Origin of the sequence: Massilia oculi (assembly GCF_003143515.1) — a bacterium.
Classification (GTDB): domain Bacteria; phylum Pseudomonadota; class Gammaproteobacteria; order Burkholderiales; family Burkholderiaceae_D; genus Telluria; species Telluria oculi.
On record NZ_CP029343.1, the window covers coordinates 4,662,441 to 4,681,425 of the forward strand.

Annotated in this window: 14 protein-coding genes and 3 tRNA genes; 11 read left to right on the forward strand and 6 right to left on the reverse strand. The window is 66.9% G+C overall.

Annotated features, from left to right (window positions below):
- The first annotated feature begins 115 nt into the window (after positions 1-115).
- The 4 genes from DIR46_RS21040 (at position 116) to DIR46_RS21055 (ending at position 2,506) form a co-directional block, all read left to right on the forward strand.
- Positions 116-1,327, forward strand: a complete 1,212-nt coding sequence (locus tag DIR46_RS21040; protein WP_109346983.1) for an amino acid aminotransferase — start codon at positions 116-118, stop codon at positions 1,325-1,327.
- A 114-nt stretch (positions 1,328-1,441) separates the two neighbouring features.
- Positions 1,442-1,517, forward strand: a tRNA-Asn gene (locus DIR46_RS21045).
- Positions 1,518-1,604: 87 nt separating this feature from the next.
- Positions 1,605-2,363, forward strand: coding sequence for an alpha/beta fold hydrolase (locus DIR46_RS21050; RefSeq protein WP_109346984.1), 759 nt, complete (start codon positions 1,605-1,607; stop codon positions 2,361-2,363).
- Positions 2,364-2,430: 67 nt separating this feature from the next.
- A tRNA-Asn gene (locus tag DIR46_RS21055) sits at positions 2,431-2,506 on the forward strand.
- 179 nt (positions 2,507-2,685) lie between these two features.
- Here DIR46_RS21055 and purT read toward each other — a convergent pair.
- Positions 2,686-3,900, reverse strand: coding sequence for a formate-dependent phosphoribosylglycinamide formyltransferase (gene purT / locus DIR46_RS21060; protein ID WP_109346985.1), 1,215 nt, complete (start codon positions 3,898-3,900; stop codon positions 2,686-2,688).
- A gap of 143 nt (positions 3,901-4,043) precedes the next feature.
- Between purT and DIR46_RS21065 the strand changes: the two genes are divergently transcribed.
- Positions 4,044-4,119, forward strand: a tRNA-Asn gene (locus DIR46_RS21065).
- A 221-nt stretch (positions 4,120-4,340) separates the two neighbouring features.
- Here DIR46_RS21065 and DIR46_RS21070 read toward each other — a convergent pair.
- The gene (locus tag DIR46_RS21070; protein ID WP_109348102.1) at positions 4,341-4,631 is read right to left on the reverse strand and encodes a hypothetical protein; all 291 of its coding nucleotides are present in this window, start codon (positions 4,629-4,631) and stop codon (positions 4,341-4,343) included.
- A 189-nt stretch (positions 4,632-4,820) separates the two neighbouring features.
- Between DIR46_RS21070 and DIR46_RS21075 the strand changes: the two genes are divergently transcribed.
- Positions 4,821-6,467: a response regulator gene (locus tag DIR46_RS21075; protein ID WP_109346986.1), complete on the forward strand. Its 1,647-nt coding sequence runs from the start codon at positions 4,821-4,823 to the stop codon at positions 6,465-6,467.
- On the opposite strand, the gene DIR46_RS21080 is transcribed toward DIR46_RS21075, so the two are convergent.
- Both DIR46_RS21080 and DIR46_RS21085 read right to left on the reverse strand, forming a co-directional pair.
- Entirely contained in the window at positions 6,449-6,904 is a 456-nt protein-coding gene (locus DIR46_RS21080; protein ID WP_109346987.1) for a response regulator, read from the reverse strand. The two genes, DIR46_RS21075 and DIR46_RS21080, sit on opposite strands and share 19 nt — an antisense overlap.
- Positions 6,905-6,916: 12 nt before the next feature.
- Positions 6,917-9,163 carry an ATP-binding protein gene (locus tag DIR46_RS21085; RefSeq protein ID WP_109346988.1) on the reverse strand — a complete coding sequence of 749 codons (2,247 nt, stop codon included), beginning with the start codon at positions 9,161-9,163 and terminating at the stop codon, positions 6,917-6,919.
- A 234-nt stretch (positions 9,164-9,397) separates the two neighbouring features.
- Here DIR46_RS21085 and DIR46_RS21090 point away from each other — a divergent pair, with 234 nt between their 5' ends.
- Both DIR46_RS21090 and DIR46_RS21095 read left to right on the forward strand, forming a co-directional pair.
- Positions 9,398-11,305: a hybrid sensor histidine kinase/response regulator gene (locus tag DIR46_RS21090; protein WP_109346989.1), complete on the forward strand. Its 1,908-nt coding sequence runs from the start codon at positions 9,398-9,400 to the stop codon at positions 11,303-11,305.
- A 96-nt stretch (positions 11,306-11,401) separates the two neighbouring features.
- Positions 11,402-11,929: a DUF2325 domain-containing protein gene (locus tag DIR46_RS21095; RefSeq protein ID WP_109346990.1), complete on the forward strand. Its 528-nt coding sequence runs from the start codon at positions 11,402-11,404 to the stop codon at positions 11,927-11,929.
- A gap of 15 nt (positions 11,930-11,944) precedes the next feature.
- Here the strand turns inward: DIR46_RS21095 and DIR46_RS21100 are convergent, their stop codons facing one another.
- Together DIR46_RS21100 and DIR46_RS21105 are read right to left on the reverse strand one after the other, a co-directional pair.
- Positions 11,945-13,162, reverse strand: coding sequence for an esterase/lipase family protein (locus DIR46_RS21100; protein WP_229446344.1), 1,218 nt, complete (start codon positions 13,160-13,162; stop codon positions 11,945-11,947).
- Positions 13,163-13,314: 152 nt separating this feature from the next.
- Positions 13,315-14,631 carry a dienelactone hydrolase family protein gene (locus DIR46_RS21105; protein ID WP_229446345.1) on the reverse strand — a complete coding sequence of 439 codons (1,317 nt, stop codon included), beginning with the start codon at positions 14,629-14,631 and terminating at the stop codon, positions 13,315-13,317.
- 213 nt (positions 14,632-14,844) lie between these two features.
- On the opposite strand from DIR46_RS21105, the gene DIR46_RS21110 reads away from it, so the two are divergent.
- The 3 genes from DIR46_RS21110 to DIR46_RS21120 are packed head-to-tail and all read left to right on the forward strand — an operon-like array spanning position 14,845 to position 18,978.
- On the forward strand, positions 14,845-16,518 hold the full coding sequence (locus tag DIR46_RS21110; RefSeq protein ID WP_109346992.1) for an efflux MFS transporter permease: 1,674 nt from the start codon (positions 14,845-14,847) through the stop codon (positions 16,516-16,518).
- A gap of 1 nt (position 16,519) precedes the next feature.
- Positions 16,520-17,599 (forward strand): HlyD family secretion protein, encoded by a 1,080-nt coding sequence (locus tag DIR46_RS21115; protein ID WP_109346993.1) that lies wholly within the window; start codon positions 16,520-16,522, stop codon positions 17,597-17,599.
- On the forward strand, positions 17,596-18,978 hold the full coding sequence (locus tag DIR46_RS21120; protein WP_109346994.1) for an efflux transporter outer membrane subunit: 1,383 nt from the start codon (positions 17,596-17,598) through the stop codon (positions 18,976-18,978). The genes DIR46_RS21115 and DIR46_RS21120 overlap by 4 nt, the downstream gene beginning before the upstream one ends.
- Positions 18,979-18,985 lie beyond the last annotated feature (7 nt).

Genomic DNA, 18,985 nt, shown 5'->3' on the forward strand with positions numbered 1-18,985 from the left:
TACAGACCTTTGTTAGAATGAGAATCCGCTCGCGGCCTTACAGTACAAGGGCCGCTGTCTATACAATTGCTAACCCGCCGCTGCCAACCCAGCCGACACAACTGAGTTTATCACGATGACTTCCACTGCCTCTGCCAGCCTTTTTGGTGCCATTGAGATGGCCCCGCGCGACCCGATCCTGGGTATCACCGAAGCCTTCAATGCCGACACCAATCCCGCCAAGATCAACCTCGGCGTGGGCGTCTATTATGACGATCAGGGCAAGGTGCCACTGTTGGCGTGCGTACAGAAAGCGGAAGCGAAACTGATGGAGCAGCCTGCGCCGCGCACCTACCTGCCGATCGACGGCCTGGCGGCGTACGACAAGGCCGTGCAAGAACTGGTATTTGGTGCCGACAGCGCCGTAATTCAAGAGAAGCGTGCCATCACCGTGCAAGCCCTGGGCGGCACCGGCGCGCTCAAGATCGGCGCCGACTTCCTCAAGCGATTCCTGCCGCACGCCGACGTCTACATCAGCGATCCCAGCTGGGAAAACCATCGCGCGCTGTTCGAGAGTGCCGGCTTCACCGTACATAACTACGCCTACTACGACGCGGCGACCCGTGGTGTGAACTTCGACGGCATGCTGGCCGCGCTGAAGGCCATGCCGGCCGGTTCCATCGTCGTGCTGCACGCCTGCTGCCACAACCCGACCGGCGCCGACCTGTCGCAAGAGCAGTGGGATCAAGTCATCGCCGCCGTGCAGGCCGGCGGCCTGGTGCCGTTCCTGGACATGGCCTACCAGGGCTTCGCCAACGGCATCGATGAAGACGGCGCCGTCGTGCGCCGCTTCGCCGCGACCGGCATGCCGCTGCTGGTGTCGAACTCGTTCTCGAAGTCGTTCTCGCTCTACGGCGAGCGCGTCGGCGCGCTGTCGATCGTCGCCACCAGTGGCGAAGAGGCGGCCCGCGTGCTGTCGCAACTGAAGCGCGTGGTGCGCACCAACTACTCGAACCCGCCGACCCATGGCGGCAAGGTCGTCGCGACCGTGCTGTCGACCCCCGAGCTGCGCAAGCTGTGGGAAGAAGAGCTGGCCGGCATGCGCGTGCGCATCCGCGAAATGCGCGGCGCGATGGTCGAGAAGCTGAAGGCGAAGGCCCCGGGCCACGACTTCGAATTCGTGCGCCGGCAAGTCGGCATGTTCTCGTATTCGGGCCTGACCAAGGAACAAGTGGGCAAGCTGCGCGACGAATCGATCTACGCCGTGGACACCGGCCGCATCTGCGTTGCCGCGCTGAATTCGACCAATATCGATCGCGTCGTTGACGCGGTTGCCAAAGTTCTCTAAAATCCCGGCTCTCCGCAAGCGTCACGGCGTGTGCGGAGGGCAGCAGGAGTGGCGGTTGCGATCTGTGCAAATTTGACAGAAACGTTTCAGCAGCCATATAATGCAAGCATCAATTCCCTGATAGCTCAGTCGGTAGAGCGACGGACTGTTAATCCGCAGGTCCCTGGTTCGAGTCCAGGTCGGGGAGCCAGAATTCGAAAGGCCGCATCTCAGGATGCGGCCTTTTTTGTTTTCGGCGTGCATTGTCGGCGCCTTGTGATTCCCAGGAGATTCTCGCGTGAAGCAATTGCCGAAAAGCCATGCCACCCTGATCGAAGGGCAGATGTTCCGCTTGATGAAGTCGGGGCAGGGCAAGCCGTCGATCGTGCTGATCAACGGCGCGGGCGGTCCGCTCGACGGCTGGTACAAGCTGTATCCCGAGATCGAGCAGCTGGGCGCCGTGTTCGCCTACGACCGGCCCGGCGTCGGCGGCAGCCCCAAGCCGCGCGAGGCGCAGTATGGCGAGACCGTGGTGGCGCAACTGCGCCTGCTGCTGCAGGCGGCCGGCGTCCAGCCGCCGTTCGTCCTGGTCGGCCATTCCTTTGGCGGCCTGCATGCGAACCTGTTCGCGCGCGTCTTCGCGGACGAGGTTGCCGGCGTGCTGTTCCTGGAAGCCACGGCGCCGGAAGACGTCACCATGCTCAAGCAATTCCAGTCGCCGCTGCAGCGCGGCTTTGTCAGGCTGCTCGACCGGATGTCGCCGCGCGATCAGTTCGACGAGATTCGCCATGAACTCGAGACCGTGAAGGACATCCAGGAAGCGCCGGCGTTCCCGCCGGTGCCGGTGACGGTGTTGTCGGGCACGAAGCGCCTGCCGCGCTGGATGGTGCCTGCGGCCCTTGTGCGCGAGCGCGAGCGTACCCAGCGTGGCCTGGCGGCGTTGTCGCCGCTGGGCGAGCGGATCGAGGCGCAGCGCAGCGCGCACTTCCCGCAATTGACCGAGCCGCAGCTGGTGCTGGACGCCCTGAGGCGCCTGGTCGGGCGGGCGGCAACCTAGTTCCGCATTTTTTTCGTCGTGTGAACACTTGCGAAATCGAAAACAGCAGGTATAATGCGGCCTCCTTTCCCTGATAGCTCAGTCGGTAGAGCGACGGACTGTTAATCCGCAGGTCCCTGGTTCGAGTCCAGGTCGGGGAGCCAGAATTGAGAAGGGCCGCATGCGAATGCGGCCCTTTTTGTTTGCGCGGCCGGTCGGCCGGCCCGCAGCGCCGCCAGTATCTCGTCCGTGCCACGTACCTGGGCATAGTCGTCGTGAAGATTGGCCGGCGCCATCAGGTGCACCTGTTCGGCGCTGCGCCGCGTGCCGCCGAAATCCTGCTTCAGCGCTTGCCGGACACCGGCCTGACCTTCGACGCCGCCTCGAGCGCGCGCTGGCGCGCGGTCTCGACGTCGTCGGCGGTCGCCAGCGCCACGCCCATGCGGCGGCGCGCGAACGATTCCGGCTTGCCGAACAGGCGCAGGTCGGCGCCCGGCACGCGCAGCGCCTCGGCCACGCCCTCGAAGGCGATGCCGGCTTCGTCCAGCTGGCCATAGATCACGGCGGAAGCGCCGGGGCCGCGCAATGCCGGGTTCACCGGCAGGCCGAGGATCGCTTTCGCGTGCAGTTCGAATTCGCTCTGCACCTGGCTCGTCATGGTGACCATGCCGGTATCGTGCGGACGCGGGCTCACTTCCGAGAACCACACCATGTCGCCCTTGACGAACAGCTCGACGCCGAACACGCCCAGCCCGCCGAGGCTGGCGGTGACCTTGGCCGCGATGTCGCGCGCACGCTCGAGCGCCAGCGGCTGCATCGGGTGCGGCTGCCACGATTCGACGTAGTCGCCCTGCACCTGCTTGTGGCCGATCGCCTCGCAGAAGCGCGTTTCGATCTTGCCGTCGGCGCCCAGCGACCGTACCGTCAGCAGGGTGATCTCGTAGTCGAAATCGATGAAGCCTTCGGCGATCACGCGGCCGGCATCGACCCGTCCGCCGGCGGCGGCGTAGGCCCAGGCGTCCGCCACGTCGGCGGCGGAATCGAGCTTCGACTGGCCCTTGCCGGACGAGGACATCACGGGCTTGACCACGCAGGGGAAGCCGACCCTTTCGCAGGCTTCCTGCAACTCGGCCAGGCTGCTGGCGAAACGGTAGGGCGAGGTCGCCAGGCCCAGCTCCTCGGCCGCCAGGCGGCGGATGCCTTCGCGGTTCATGGTCAGCTGGGCCGCGCGCGCGGTCGGGATGCAGGTGATGCGACCCGCGGCTTCGAGTTCGGCCAGCTTGTCGGTGGCGATCGCCTCGATCTCGGGCACCACCAGGTCGGGGCGCTCGCGGTCGATCAGGGCCTCCAGTGCGGCGCCGTCCGTCATGTCGATCACGTGCGCGCGGTGCGCCACCGGGTGGCCGGGCGCGTTCGGGTAGCGGTCGACGGCGATCACTTCGACGCCCAGGCGCTGCAGGGCGATGATCACTTCCTTGCCGAGCTCGCCGGAGCCGAGCAGCATGACTTTGGTTGCGGAAGGGGAGAGCGGGGTGCCGAGGGTGCAAGAAGTGGTCATGGTCTGTCAGTGATGGAGTGGCTGGCGCGGGCGCCGGAGAAGCCGAAACTATAGCAAACCGGGCATGCCTTGCGCTGGCGGCGAGTCCGTTCACAAGATGCACTGGTCAAACTGCAAACGCCCGGCTATAATATTGCCTCAATTCCCTGATAGCTCAGTCGGTAGAGCGACGGACTGTTAATCCGCAGGTCCCTGGTTCGAGTCCAGGTCGGGGAGCCAGAACAAGAGAAGGGCCGCATGCGAATGCGGCCCTTTTTGCGTTGGCGGCGCCCTCACGCCCCCGCGCCTGGCGGCTTCAGTGCCCATCCCGCCACCATCGGCCGATCGGCGGTCCACCAGCCAGCGCCGGCCACGGCGTGAAATCGACCCAATGTGCATCGCGCGCCCCTCGATCCACCTTGGACTGCGGATGCGTTCAAAAGTTGTCGGCGGCCGATCGCTCAGCGGCTCTTCTTCTTGTTGGATGTGTAAGTACGGGTGTGGAACTCGGGCGGCTTTTTTGCGACCCAGTCGATGAAGGCGGCGATCTCTTCGTGGCCGCGCAGGGCGTCCCAGGTATGGTAGGTCTGCAGCAGTTCGCGCTCGGTCAGCGCCGAGTGGATCTTGCGGTGGCAGATCTTGTGGATCGGGAATTGCTCCTTGCCCTTGAACGTCTTCGGGATCAGGTGGTGACGGTCGATATTGGACGTCCCCAGGATGCGTCCACACAGCGGGCAGCAGATGTCGGGCACGTCATACTCCTGGTTGTGTTCGGTTGTTGGATACGATATGGTGGGCATGCCATGCCGGTACAAGGCTTGACCCGATAATTTCAATTTGCAAAGTTCAGCTCAGCCCTTGTTAAATGGTATGGTGTAGAATTAACGCTTGGTATTCTTTTGCAATACGTTCCACTCCAGCCTGAAAGCGATGCAGTTGCAATGATCGAAGACGACACCCGCTGTTCCGTGCTGTTGATTGACGATGAATCGTTTGCCCAGGACATCATTGCCCACGGTCTCAGAGCTTGTGTCGGTCATCAGCTGATGTATGAATCCAGCCCGGAGCGCGCTGTCGATGTAGCACGCCAGATCGACGCGACCGTGGTGCTGGTCGACCTGCGCATGCCCGGCGGCCTCGACGGCTTCGCCGTCATCGCCCGACTGAGGGAACATCCCGACACCCAGGACATCCCGGTCATCCTGCTCTCGTCCGAGGACGATCCCGACATCAAGGCCAAGGCCTTTGCCGTCGGCGCCAGCGACTACATGGTCAAGTGGCCGGATCCGCGCGAGCTGGTGGCGCGCGTGCGTCACCACAGCGGCGCCTGCATCGCGCGTCGCGAGCGCGACCAGGCCTTTGCCTCCTTGCGGCGCAGCCAGGAAGAGCTGGCGGCGAGCCAGTCGGCCCTGCAGCAGGCGCAGAAGATGGAAGCGATCGGCCAGCTCACCGGCGGCGTCGCCCACGATTTCAATAACGTGCTGCAGATCATCGGCGGCAACCTGCAACTGCTCAAGCTGGTCGGCGACCTGAACGACGCCGCGCGAGCCCGGGTCGAGATGGCGTTGTCGGGCGTCGAGCGCGGCGCCAAGCTGGCCGCCCACCTGCTCGCCTTCGCGCGCCGCCAGCCGCTGCAATCGGTGGTGATCGATCCCGGCCACCTGCTGCGCGAGATGGACGATATGGCGCGCCGCGTGCTCGGCGCCAGCACGCTGGTGCGCACCGAGATCGCGCATGGCCTGGGCAGCACCATGATCGACCCGAACCAGCTCAATAACGTGCTGCTGAACCTGGTCATCAATGCGCGCGACGCCATGCCCGATGGCGGCACGCTGACCATCCGCGGCGCCAACATCGACCATGGCGACGAAGTGCCGCCGGAAGTGCCGGACAACGATTATGTGATGCTCGAGATCGCCGATACGGGCAAGGGCATGCCTCCCGACGTGCTGCGGCGCGCCTTCGAGCCTTTCTTCACCACCAAACCGACCGGCCAGGGCACAGGGCTGGGCCTGTCGATGGCCTATGGCTTCGTGAAGCAGTCGGGCGGCGAGATCGTGCTGCACAGCGAGCAGGGCAAGGGCAGCAGCGTGCGCATCTACCTGCCGCGCAGCCGCTCGGCGCCGGTGGCGAGCGACGAGCCTTCGTCGCAGCTGCCGCTGGCCGGCGGCCTGGAGACCATTCTCGTGGTCGAGGACGAAGCCGACGTGCGCTCATCGACCTGCGGCATCCTGTCCGTGCTGGGCTACGAGGTGCTGGAGGCCGGCAGCGCGGCCGAGGCCGCGGAAATCATCGAAGGCGGCCGCCACATCGACCTGGTGTTCACCGACGTGATCATGCCGGGGCCGGTCAGCAGTCTGCAGCTGGGCGAGATCGTGCGCCGCCATCTGCCGGAATGCCAAGTGCTGTACACCTCGGGCTATGCCGAGGGCGTGCTGGCGCATGAAGGCAAACTCGACTCGTCGGTCCACCTGCTGCAGAAACCCTATCACCCGGACGCGCTCAGCGCGCGCATCCGTCACCTGTTGCGGCGCGCCAAGCGCGCCGCCAAGCCGCAGTCAGCGCCGGCTCACTTCGGCTTGATGTAGCGGCGCGAGCCTGGCGGCGGTTCGTTCAGCACCGCCCAGAAGATGCCGAGGTCGCCGATCGCGCGCACGAACTCGTTGAAATCCACCGGCTTGACCACGTAGGCATTGACGCCGAGCTGGTAGCTGCGCACCACGTCCTGTTCTTCCTTGGACGAGGTCAGCATGACCACCGGGACCGACTTGAGTCCCTCGGTGGTCCGGATTTCATTGAGCACCTCGAGTCCGTCGACCTTGGGCAGCTTGAGGTCGAGCAGGATCACGGCCGGGCTGCCGAGCTGGCGGTCGGCGAACTCGCCGCGGCGGTGCAGGTAGTCGAGCGCTTCCGCGCCATCGCGCACCACCACGACTTCGTTGGCCAGCTGGCTCTTCGACAGTGCAATGAGTGTCAGCTCCAGGTCATGGGGATTGTCTTCCACCAGGAGGATGGGCTTGAGCATGGGTAGATCGCCTTAGTTGGATGAGAGTTGTTTCGGAAGGCTGAAGGAGAACGTTGCCCCTTCGCCAAGTGTCGAGTTGGCCCAGACGCGGCCGTTATGGCGCTCGACGATGCGCCGCACGTTGGCCAGGCCGATGCCGGTACCCTGGAAGTCTTCCATGCGGTGCAGGCGCTGGAATACGCCGAACAGCTTGTGCACGTAGTCCATATTGAAACCGGCGCCGTTGTCGGCCACGTGGAACACATAGCTGTCGCCGGCGTCCTCGTGCCAGACGCGGATCACGGCCTGCTCGCGCGCGCCGGTGAACTTGACCGCGTTGGACAGCAGGTTGAACATCGCCAGGTGCAGGAAGCTCGGATCGGCGCACACGGTCGGCAGGCGGTCGATGTGCCAGTCGACCTTGCGCTGGCCGATCTCCACCTCCAGCTTGTCGATGCAGCCCGATACCAGTTCGAGCATGTCGACCTGGGTCGGGCGCAGGGCCGCGCGGCCCATCTGCGAGAACGACAGCAGGTCGTCGACCAGCTTGCCCGCCAGGCGGGCCGACTGCTTGATGTTCTTCAGGAAGCGTTCGCGCATGGCGGCGTCCTCGCTGCCGGCCGATTCGATCAGCAGGTCCGAGAAGCCGACGATGTGGCGCAGCGGCGCGCGCAGGTCGTGCGACACCGAATACGAAAACGCTTCGAGTTCCTTGTTGGCGCGGCCCAGTTCCTCGGCCAGTTCGGCCATCTGTTCGGCGCGTTCGAGCGCGATACCCAGCAGCGCGCTGCGAAACTCGATCGCCAGCTCGATCTCGGCCGCGTGCCAGGGCAGGCTGTGGCCGTGGATGGTCTCGCGCCAGGCGGCGAAGCTCTGGCGCGGCGACAACTGGGTAGGGGCACCGGGGGGCGCCTGCTTTTCGTAGGGATTGCCGGCCCACTCGACGGTCTGGACCAGCTCCGGGCGGAACCACAGCAGGTAATGCTGGTGGATGCGCGAGATCGGCAGCGCCAGCAGGCCGCTGGCATTGTGCGTCAGGCCGGCCGCCGGTGCGTACATGCCGGCCAGGTGGTTCGTATGGAACAGCTCGGTATGGCCGTGCACGGCGAGCCAGGTCGACAGCTCGCGGATGGCCTCCTCGTCCGGGGTGTCGCCATAGGTCAGGATGCGGTCGTCGACCACCACCGCCACACCGCCGGCGCGCGCGAAGCGCAGCAGCGCGGGGAACACGCCGGACAGGTTGTCGATGAAGTCGGCGCCCTTGGTCAGGCGGCCCAGCATCTCGACCATGATGCGGCGCACGTCGAGGCGGAACTGCAGCTCGGCGCCATCCTCGCGCGTCTCGATGCACAGCGCCAGGATCTGGCCCAGCTGCTCGCAGGCGGTGCGCTTCTCGACCGCGACCGCGCATGGCTCGGCGTTGTGGCAGGAGATCAGGCCCCACAGCTTGCCCCTGACGATCAGCGACACCGACATCGAGGCCAGCGTGCCCATATTGCGCATGTACTGCAGGTGCACGGGCGAGACGCTGCGCAGTGCGGCGAAGGACAGGTCGTTGCGCCCGCCGGTGACCGGGTTGGCGCCCGGGACCAGGGGTGCCGGCTCGTAGTTCGCGTCCTGGATCAGGCGGATCGGCGACAGCGTGTACAGCTCGCGCGCCTGGGCCGGGATGTCGCTGGCGGGGAACGACTGGCCCAGGTAGGAATCGTAGTCTTCCGCCTTCGACTCGGCCACGACGCGGCCATGGCCGCTGGGATCGAACTGGTAGACCATCACGCGGCCGTAGCCGGTCACCGAGCGCACGTGGCGCGCAGCCAGGTCGGACAGCGCGGGAATCGAGGTGTGATCGTTCACCCGGGCCAGGAAGTCGCTGATCAGGGGGTACAGGTGGCGGAAGTCGGCCGGCTGGGCGCGCCCCACCGATTCGAACTCGGCGATCACCAGGTCGTCCCAGGCATGGCCCAGCACGTCGAAGTGGCGGCCGTTGGGCAGCGTGACCGTGCCGAGGTAGCCCGGGCGCTGGCCCAGCGTGCCGCCGCCCAGTTCCAGCGCCAGGCGCTCGCCGGCCTGCGCGCCGATGGCCTCAGCCAGGGGCCTGCCGAGTGCGGCCTGCGCATCGACGCCACACCAGTCGGCGAGGTTGGCGCTGGCTTGCAACACGTCGAGCGCGGGCGACAGCGTCAGCATGAAACCATGCGGCTGGATGCTGCCGGGCGTGCGGATCGGCTCCTTGTCGCAGCCGGTGAGATCGAGGTGGTTGTCGGGGAGTGCCTGGGTCATGATGCTGTGAGGAAACGAGCGGGTGAAACAGGCCTCCATTGTAGCGTGAAAGCTTGCTGCCATTTATACACAGCTTGTTAATTTGCGCGATTTACTGGGCTTTGTGTCATCGCTGGTGCCATGTCCCGATACTGGTAAATCTTGCAGAAGCATAGGCAGTTGCGTGGCGAATTGCGGCAATGCAGATGTATGATAGGCCACTTTATCGGCCAGACAGGAAGTCGTACTGCCCCCATGGACACCTCTTTACCCGTCAAGCAGCCGCTGACCGACGAACGGCGCTTTCAGTACCTGATCGCCGGCATCAGCGATTACGCGATCTACATGCTCGATCCGCAGGGATACGTCAACAGCTGGAATGCGGGCGCCCAGCGCTTCAAGGGCTACGTCCAGCACGAGATCCTGCAGCAGCATTTCTCCCGTTTCTACACCCAGGAGGACCGCGCTGCCGGCCTGCCGGCGCAGGCCCTGGCCGAAGCGCTCGAGCAAGGCCGCTATGAATCGGAAGGCTGGCGCGTGCGCAAGGACGGCGGCCGCTTCTGGGCCCACGTGGTGATCGATCCGATCCGCGACGACCGCGGTGAGCTGATCGGCTACGCCAAGATCACGCGCGACGTCACCGAGAAGAAGCACGCCGAGGACTTGCTGCGCGAGAGCGAGCAGCGCTTCCGCCTGCTGGTGCAGGGGGTGACCGACTACGCGCTCTACATGCTCACGCCCGAGGGCGTGGTGTCGAACTGGAACCTGGGCGCCCAGCGCATCAAGGGCTACAGCCAGGACGACATCGTCGGCCACCATTTCTCGCTGTTCTATACCGACGAGGACCGCCTGCGCGGCCTGCCGGCGCGCGCGCTGACGGCGGCCGGCGACGTCGGCCGCTACGAGGCCGAGGGCTGGCGCGTGCGCAAGGACGGCACCCGCTTCTGGGCCAACGTCGTGATCGACGCCATCCGCGGCGACGATGGGCGCCTGCTGGGCTATGCCAAGATCACGCGCGACCTGACCGAGAAAAAGGCGGCGGCCGAGGCGCTCGACAAGGCCCAGGCGGCGCTGTTCCAGGCCCAGAAGATGGAGTCGATCGGCCAGCTCACCGGCGGCATCGCGCACGATTTCAACAATCTGCTGTCGGTGATCTCGAGCGGCCTCGAGATCCTGAGCATGCAGCGTAGTCCGGGCGGCGACGCCAAGACGCTCGACAGCATGCGGCGTGCGATCGACCGCGGCGCCACGCTCACCCAGCAGCTGCTGGCCTTCGCGCGCCAGCAGCCGCTGGAACCGGAAACGCGCAACGTCAACCGCATCCTGAGCGGCTTCGAATCGGTGCTGCGGCGCGCCGCCAATTCGTCGATCGACTTCGTGCTCAAGCTCGACCCCAAGGCGCCGAACGCCGTGATCGACGCCGCGCGGCTCGAGTCGGCGGTGCTCAACCTGGTGGTCAATGCACGCGACGCGATGCCCGGCGGCGGGCGCATCGTGGTCGAGACGGCGGGAGTGACGCTGGCCGAGGATGGGCAGGCGGGGTTGGCGGCCGGCCCCTGGCTGCGCCTGAGCGTGAGCGACACCGGCACCGGCATGGCGCCCGAGACCATCGCGCGCGCTTTCGAACCCTTCTTCACCACCAAGGAAGTCGGCAAGGGCACGGGCCTGGGGCTGTCGCAGGTGTACGGCTTCATCAAGCAGTCGGGCGGCGAGGTGACCATCGAGAGCACGGTGGGCGAGGGCACCAGCATTGCCATCTGGCTGCCGGCCGTGACCTCGCACGCGCACGACCTGGCGCAGATCGAGACCGAGACCGTGCTGATCGTCGAGGACGAGCCCGACCTGCTGGACGTCGCGTCCTCGCTGTTCCTGAGCATGGGCTATGACGTGATGACGGCGGCCAGCGGCAACGACGCAATGCATCTGCTGGCCAGCCGCGATGTCGACATCCTGTTCACCGACGTGGTGATGCCGAACGGGATGAACGGCATCGAGCTGGCGGCCTACACGCGCGACCACTACCCGAACGTGAAGGTGATGCTGGCCTCGGGCTATCCGCAGCCGGCATTGAAGCTCGACCGCAAGCGGCTGGGGGAGTTCGCCTTCGTCAGCAAGCCGTACCGCTTGTCGGACCTGGCCAGGAGCCTGCGCAGCGCCCACTAGGCGGCTGACGAAGAGTTTGTATTGAAATGAGAATCATTCTCATCTAATATGGAGGCCGTGGCGCGCGGTGCGCCACGGTTTCTCAGGGGGGTGCCGATGCTGGGCGAACGGGACGTCGATCGACTGCTGAGCGAGCAAGGGGTGCTGTTGCGGGCCCACGCCCGGCTCCAGGCGCGCTGCACGGTCTTGTTGGGCGAGCAGGCGGAGCGCCTCCGCCGGCTCGATGCCGAGCTGATGCGCACACGCGCGGCGGCCATCCGCAGCCTCAGCGCGCTGGCCTGGGAACGCGAAGACCGCGCCGCGCTCGAACAAGCGGCGCCTGGCCTGCAGCGGCGCGCCGCCATGGGCCGCCAGGTCGAGGCCTTGCAGGCGCGGGTGCATGAGCTCACGCGCCGGCTGCATGTGCGCGAACTGGCGGACCATGCCGCGCGCGCCGGCGACGCGTTGCCACATGCGCTGGAAGCCAGCCTGGAGGCTGCCGACCTGGTGATCTGCCAGACCGGTTGCCTGAGCCATGGCGACTACTGGCGCGTGCAGGACCGCTGCAAGCGCAGCGGCAAGGTGTGCATGCTGGTCGACCGGCCCGGCCGCATGCACATCGTGCGCATCGAGAGCCTCGCCTGAGGCCTCCGGGACGGCCTACAAGGCAAAGATGATGTCGCTGACCTGCTCATAGAGCTTGTCGGCCGACGGCCCCTGGTTGGGCCAGTTCAGGATGTCGAAGTGGTCGTAGCCCTTGTAGTTGCCGAGGAAATTCCAGGCGCCGCGCACGGGCGTGCCGTCGTAGTCGCGCGCCGGGTGGCCATTGGGCGAGCGCATGCTGATCGTGTTGACCACGCCGTCGTTCGAGAACCAGTCGCTGTCGATGCGCACCCGGTTGGGCCGGTCGAGGGTATAGCTGCCCATGCCGCGTTGCGCCACCGACGGCACGATCCACTCGCCGGCGAACGACTTGAAATAGGGGATCATGTCGGCGCGCGCATACTGGAACAGGGTGGTCTGGACCGGAGCGATCACACGGTCGGTGCCGTTGCAGCACCAGGCGCCGCCTTCGGTGGCCACCGTGCCGACCGAAAAATAATAGATGTGCGGCGAAGTGCGGGCCCACAGATTGAATTCGCGCGCCCCGTCCGGCGCCAGTTCCCAGCCCGCCACCCGGTGCCCGAGCACGTCGCGCAGCGGCAGGCGGATGCCCGGCAGGATGTTGAACACGGCATCGGTCAGGGTGGTGCCGTTGTGCGGCGCCGAGATCGTGGTCACGCTGCGGATCCAGCCGACCTTTCCGCCCCTGAACAGTTCGCCGTCGCCTTCGTCCTGGGGCGAGCCGTGTTCCAGCAGTTCGACCAGCGCGCGGATCGTGGTGCCGCCCTGGCTGTGGCCGATCATATGGATCGGGTGGTCCTGGTCCCAGGCCGGATACAGGGCCAGCGGATAGTCTTGCGGATTGTTGCGCGGATCGGCGGCCCAGCATTTGCCGGGCGGCTTTTGTACCTGGCCGGGCAAGCCGTGGTCGCGCACATGGGCCTTGCCGTAGTCGACGCAGCCGCCCTTGATCTGCGCATACAGGTCGGCCGCGCGGTCCCAGTTGGACGAAATGGGGCCGACCGCCGCGGCGAACACGGCGCGCGGACCGCGATAGATCTGCATCTGCGAGGCGATGTCGCCATAGCCGCCCCAGTAGTTGAAACCGCTGTGCTGAAACTCCTCGGGCCCGAAGCCGAGGAAGCCGTGGACGAGGATGACGGGATAGTTATTCGCCGCGCTGCAGGCGGGGCGGCAAGCATGGCCAGCGCCGTCAACAGGGCGGCGCAGGCGCGATAGAACCGAACCATCTGGCTTCTCCGATAAATGCGTCAAGCACATTGTCGGAGGTAGGACGACGGTCGGGTTTGCGCTGCGTCGACTCGCGGCGAGGGAATTAAACTTCACGCGCGGAAACATGCGCATGCCGCTTGACAAGCCGGTGTGACATTCCTCGCATGGTTTTCTCCACTCGACTAGTCGCAGGATCAGCGCACCGTGGTGCTGCCGACCGAGGTGGTCGGCTCCGAGACCGCCGTCGCCGGCGTGGCGCCCGGCGCCGGCGTGGCCGAGGCGGTGGCCGCCGCCTTCTCGGCCTGCTCCAGGCGGCCGTCGGTCCACACCACGTAGTCGTCGACCGAGTACAGGCGGCACGGGTCCTTGCTCTTGGCCGAGCAGGTGGCCAGCGCGCGGCCTTCCGGGTCTTCGCCTTCCTCGGCCCAGGTCCAGCCGCCGCTCGGCGACACGGCGAAGGCGCGCGGCGTCATCTTGGTCAGGTATTCGCGGTAGGCGCGGCGGCCGTGCTCGGACAGGAAGGGCACGGCGTCGACGTCGTCGACGCCGGCGAAATCGGTGCGCGGCTGGCTGGGCGGAGCCGCGACGTCGACCACGACCTCGGTCGGCATGCCGACCTCCTGCAGGAAACGTTCGGTGTCGGCCAGCCACACCTTCTCGCCGTCGCGGCTGGCCAGCATGCCGTGGGCATCGCGCTTGAACGAGGGGAACTCGACCAGGCGGCCGCGGCCGCCGGCCTGGACGTAGGACGCATGCATGCGTCCGGCCAGTTCCGGGCCGAACAGCGAGTCGTTCTGGCCATACATCCACAGGCTCGGCAGCTTGGATTTGGCGCCGTATTCGGCGAAGGCCGAGACCAGTTGCGAGCGCCAGGCGCAGCGGTCGCTGTCGTCGCGCAGGCCGCCGGCGAAGTTGATCAGGCCGCGCACGCCCGGCAGGGCTTCGGTGCCGAGGGCGATCGTGGCCAGGCCGCCATACGACTGGCCGGCCACCACCATGCGCTCGCCATCGACCCAGGGCTGCCGGCGCGCGTAGTCGAGGGTCGAGCGGATGTCTTTGGCCTGCGTATAGCCGTTGGCCGTCATGTCGCAGCCATGGTCGCGGTAGCGGCCGCCCGATTGCGAGAAGCCCTGGCGCATCGGCACCATCACCGCATAGCCGCGCTTCACGAAGGCGCTGGCCATGTGATAGAAGCGGTCGCGCGGCTGCAGGCCGGGGCGGCCGGGATCCTTGCCGTGGTTGATGACGATCAGGGGAAACGGTCCGTCACCGTCCGGCTGGAACACGGTGGTCTCGAGGGTGACGCTGCCATCGCCGGCCGGCACCTGGACGATGTGCTCGTTCATGCGGTGATCGAGTCGGGCGGGCAAGCCTCGGGCGGACAAGCCCCGGGCGGACGCGCCCTGGGAGACGGAACCCGGCAGTTCCTGGAGCTGGGCCACGGCAGGCAGCATGGCCAGCACGGCGATCGAAGCGGAAATCAGGCGAGGAAAAGGCTGGAATCTCGGCATGGATGACTCTGGACTCGGTGGTGCATATTTACTGCCGTACGGAACAATTTCCGCATGGAATAATTGAGTCTAGGTCGAGAGAATCTCTAGAGCAATATCGGGTTGACAGCATCCGACACTAAATTTTCGCGTGTGGTAAAAATAGCCATTCAGCAAAGCGTGATACAGAAGAGTATGATCTCGAAAATTACTAACCAGCAGGTCATTTAATCGATGAGCAAGTACGCGCCCCGGGAATGGGCCCCCGACGAAAAGCCGATGCTGCCCGGCTCGCCGTCGACGCCCGCCCATCCGACGCGCATACGCATCGCTTACCTGGTGGTAGGCATCCTGGTCACCATTACGGGCGGCCTGGGCAACGCGCTGGTGTCGGTCAACCTGTTGCACCTGCAGGGCGTCATGGGCGCCACCCAGACCGAGGTTGCCTGGCTGCCGGCCGCCTATGTGATGGCGAATGCCTCGATGAACCTGCTGCTGGTGAAATTCCGGCAACAGTTCGGGCTGCGCCTGTTTACCGAATTCTTCCTGGTGCTGTACGCGCTGGTGACCTTCGCCCACCTGCTGGTGGGCGGCCTCGGCTCCGCCATCGCCGTGCGCGCCGCCCACGGCATGCTGGCCGCCGCGCTGTCGACCCTGGGCCTGTACTACACGCTGCAGGCGTTCAAGAAGGTCTGGCGCCTGAGAGGCATCACGATCGCGCTCGGCGTGGCGCAGCTATCGCTGCCGCTGGCCTATATCTTTTCCAGCGACCTGCTGCAGCTCGCCGAATGGAATGGGCTGTACCTGTTCGAGCTGGGCCTGGCGCTGGTGTCGCTGGGCGCGGTGCTGTTGCTCAAATTGCCGCCCGGCGACCGGTTCCAGGCCTTCCGTCCGGCCGACTTCCTCACCTTTTCCCTGTTCGCGCCGGGCATCGCGCTGCTGTGCGCGGCGCTGACCTTCGGGCGCATTCTGTGGTGGCAGGAAACGCCATGGATCGGCGTCGCGCTGGCGGCCTCCATCGTGCTCCTGGCCTCCGCCATCTGTGTCGAGCACAACCGCGCCAATCCGCTGCTGAACATTCGTTGGCTGACCACCGGCAAAATCCTGCACGTGGCGCTGACCTTGATGCTGGTGCGCATCGTGCTGTCCGAGCAGAGCGTGGGCGCGGTCGGTTTCCTGCGCGCGGTGGGTCTCGATAACGACCAGATGCAGGCGTTGTTCGCCTGCGTGCTGGCGGCCACCGTGGCCGGGATCGCAGTGTCGGCGCTGAGCCTGAACATCGAGCACCTGACCTGGCCGCGGGTGGTGGCGCTGCTGTGCATGGCGCTGGGCGCCTGGCTCGATGCGCACGCCAGCAACCAGACGCGCGCCGAGCAGATGTACCTGAGCCAGAGCCTGCTTGCCTTCGGCGGCACGCTGTTCATCGGGCCGTCGCTGGTCTCGCTGATCTTCACCGTGGTCGGCAATCCTGCCGCACTGATCAGCTTCTCGGTGCTGTTCGGCCTGACCCAGAACCTGGGCGGGCTGCTCGGCTCGGCGCTGGTCGGCACCTTCCAGACGTGGCGCGAGAAATTTCACTCGTCGCATATCGTCGAGCAGCTCAGCTCGCTCGATCCGCTGGTGGCCAGCCGCATCCAGTCCGGCGCCGCCGCCGCCGGCCGCCTGCTGGCCGATCCCGCCGCCGCCACGCGCCAGAGCCTGCAGTCCTTATCGAGTAGCGCGACGCGCGAAGCCAACATCCTCGCCTACAACGATGTGTTCCTGGTGCTGGCCATCCTGGCCGCCGCGAGCGCAGCCTGGATTTTCCTGCATGCCGTGTGGCTGCATTACTTCCCGGCGGTGACAGCCGTGCCGACCCCTGCGCCCACGCCGGGAACCCCACCACCACCCGACCCTGTGACCGACTGATATGCCAGAACCATCGACCGTCCCATCCCGTTCCCGCCGCCGCATCCTGCTGAGCGCGCTCGCGTTCGGCGCCATCGCCATTGCCGGCGTGTTGATCGTGCTGTATGCCTGGAAGCTGCCGCCGTTTCGCAGCACCCTGCAGAGCACCGAGAATGCGCTGGTGCGCGGCCAGGTGACGATCATCAGTCCGCAATTGAGTGGCTACGTGGTCGAGGTGCGGGTGCAGGATTTCCAGCAGGTCAAGAAGGGCGAACTCCTGATGCGCATCGACGAGCGCATCCCGACCCAGCGCCTGGCGCAGGCGCGCGCCGAACTGGCGAACCGCCAGGCGGCCCTTGCCAATTTCGCCCAGAGCCAGTCGAGCGCGCGCGCCACCATCGCCCAGAACCAGGCCTTGCTGGCGTCGAACGAGGCCCAGGCCCGGCGCGCCCAGGCGGACCTGCGCCGCGTGGAAGAGCTGGCGGCCGACGGCTCGCTGTCGGCGCGCGAACTCGACGCCGCGCGCGCCACGCAGGCCCAGGCCGCCGCCAGCCGCGACCAGTCGCGCGCCGCGATCGAGATCGCACGCCAGAACCTGCGCTCGGTCGACGTCAACCGCGCCGCGCTCGAGGCGGCGGTGGCCAACGCCGAAGCGGCCGTCAAGCTGGCCGAGATCGACATGGCCAACACCCGCATCACCGCCCCGCGCGACGGCCAGCTGGGGCAGGTGACGGTACGCCAGGGCGCCTATGTGAACGCGGGCGCGCAGCTGACGGCGCTGGTGCCCGACACGATGTGGGTGATCGCCAACATGAAGGAAACGCAGATGGCCAACGTGGCCGTCGGCCAGCCGGTGAGTTTTACCGTCGACGCCCTGGGCAATGCCCGGCTGCGCGGCCACGTCGAACGCATCTCGCCGGCGACCGGCTCGGAGTTCTCGGTGATCGCGCCGGACAACGCCACCGGCAACTTCGTCAAGATCGCGCAGCGGATTCCGGTGCGGATCAGCATCGATCCGAACCAGCCGCTGGCCGGACGCCTGCGCCCGGGCATGTCGGTGGTGACCACGATCGATACGGCGCAAGCCGGAGCCGCGCGGTGAGCCGGCGTTGCTTCGCTCTGGCGGCGTTGCCGCTGCTGTTGTCTGCCTGCGCGATGGCGCCGCAGCTGGCGCCGGAGCCTTCGCTGACCGTTCCTCCGGCCTGGCGCACGGCCAGCGCCGTCGACGGCGCCGCCATCGACCGCGACTGGTGGCGCGCCTTCGGCGATCCGGCGCTCGACGCGCTGGTGCGGCGTGCGCTCGACAACAACGGCGACCTCAAGATCGCCAGGTCGCGCCTGCAGGAATACCAGGCGCGCATTCGCGTGGCCGACAGCGCGCGGCTGCCGGCATTGAACCTGTCGCTGGGGCCGACGCGCGCGCGCACGATCGGACCATTCGGCGAACCGGTCGAGACCACTTCGGTGGCCGGCGCGGTGCAGGCCAGTTATGAACTCGACCTGTTCGGCCGCATCGCCGGCAGCGTCGAGGCGGCGCGCTTCGAGTCGCTGTCGCAGGAGGCGGCGCTGGAGGCCGCGGCGCTGGCGGTGGCGGCGAATACGGCGTCCGGCTACCTGAACCTGCTCGGGCTGGATGCCCAGCTGGCGCTGGCGCGCGCGACGCTCGAATCGCGCGAGCGCTCGTTCGACCTCGCGCGCCACCAGTTCGAGGTCGGTTACAGCTCGCGCCTGGAGATGTCGCAGGCCGAGGCCGAGCTGCACGCGACCGCCGCCACCGTGCCGCAGCTGGAGCGCCAGATCGCGCTGCAGGAGCAGGCGCTGAACCTGCTGCTCGGCGCCAGCCCCGGCCCGGTGGCGCGCGGCGCCGAACTGGAGGCGTTGCGCGAGCCGCGGCCGGCGCCGGGGCTGCCGTCCGAACTGCTGCGCCGGCGTCCCGACATCGCCCAGGCCGAGCGCCTGGTGGCCGCCAGCGACGCCAGCCTGGCGGTGGCGCGCGATGCGCTGCTGCCGTCGATCCGCCTGACGGCGTCGCTGGGCGCGCAGGGGCACAGCCTGTCGCAGCTGCTGCGCGATCCGACCGGGTTGTGGAGCATCGGCGGCAGCGTGCTGGCGCCGCTGTTCGACGCGGGCCGGCTGCGCGCCCAGGCCGAGATCGCGGGCACGGTGCGCGACCGCGCGGTCCATACCTATGAATCGGTGGTGCGCACGGCGTTCGCCGAGACGGACAATGCGCTGGCTTCGATCGACGGCTTGCAGCGGCAACTGGTCGAGGCCGAGGCGCGGCGGCGGGCGGCGGGCGAGGTGTTGCGGGTGGCGGCCAACCGCTATCGCAATGGCTACGCTTCCTATCTGGAAGAGCTCGACGCGCAGCGCACGGCCTTCAATGCCGACCTGAACGCGCTGCAGTTGCGCGCCAGCCTGCTGGCGGCGCACGTCGACCTGTACCGCGCGCTGGGCGGCGGATGGGCGCCGGCGCAATGACGACGCA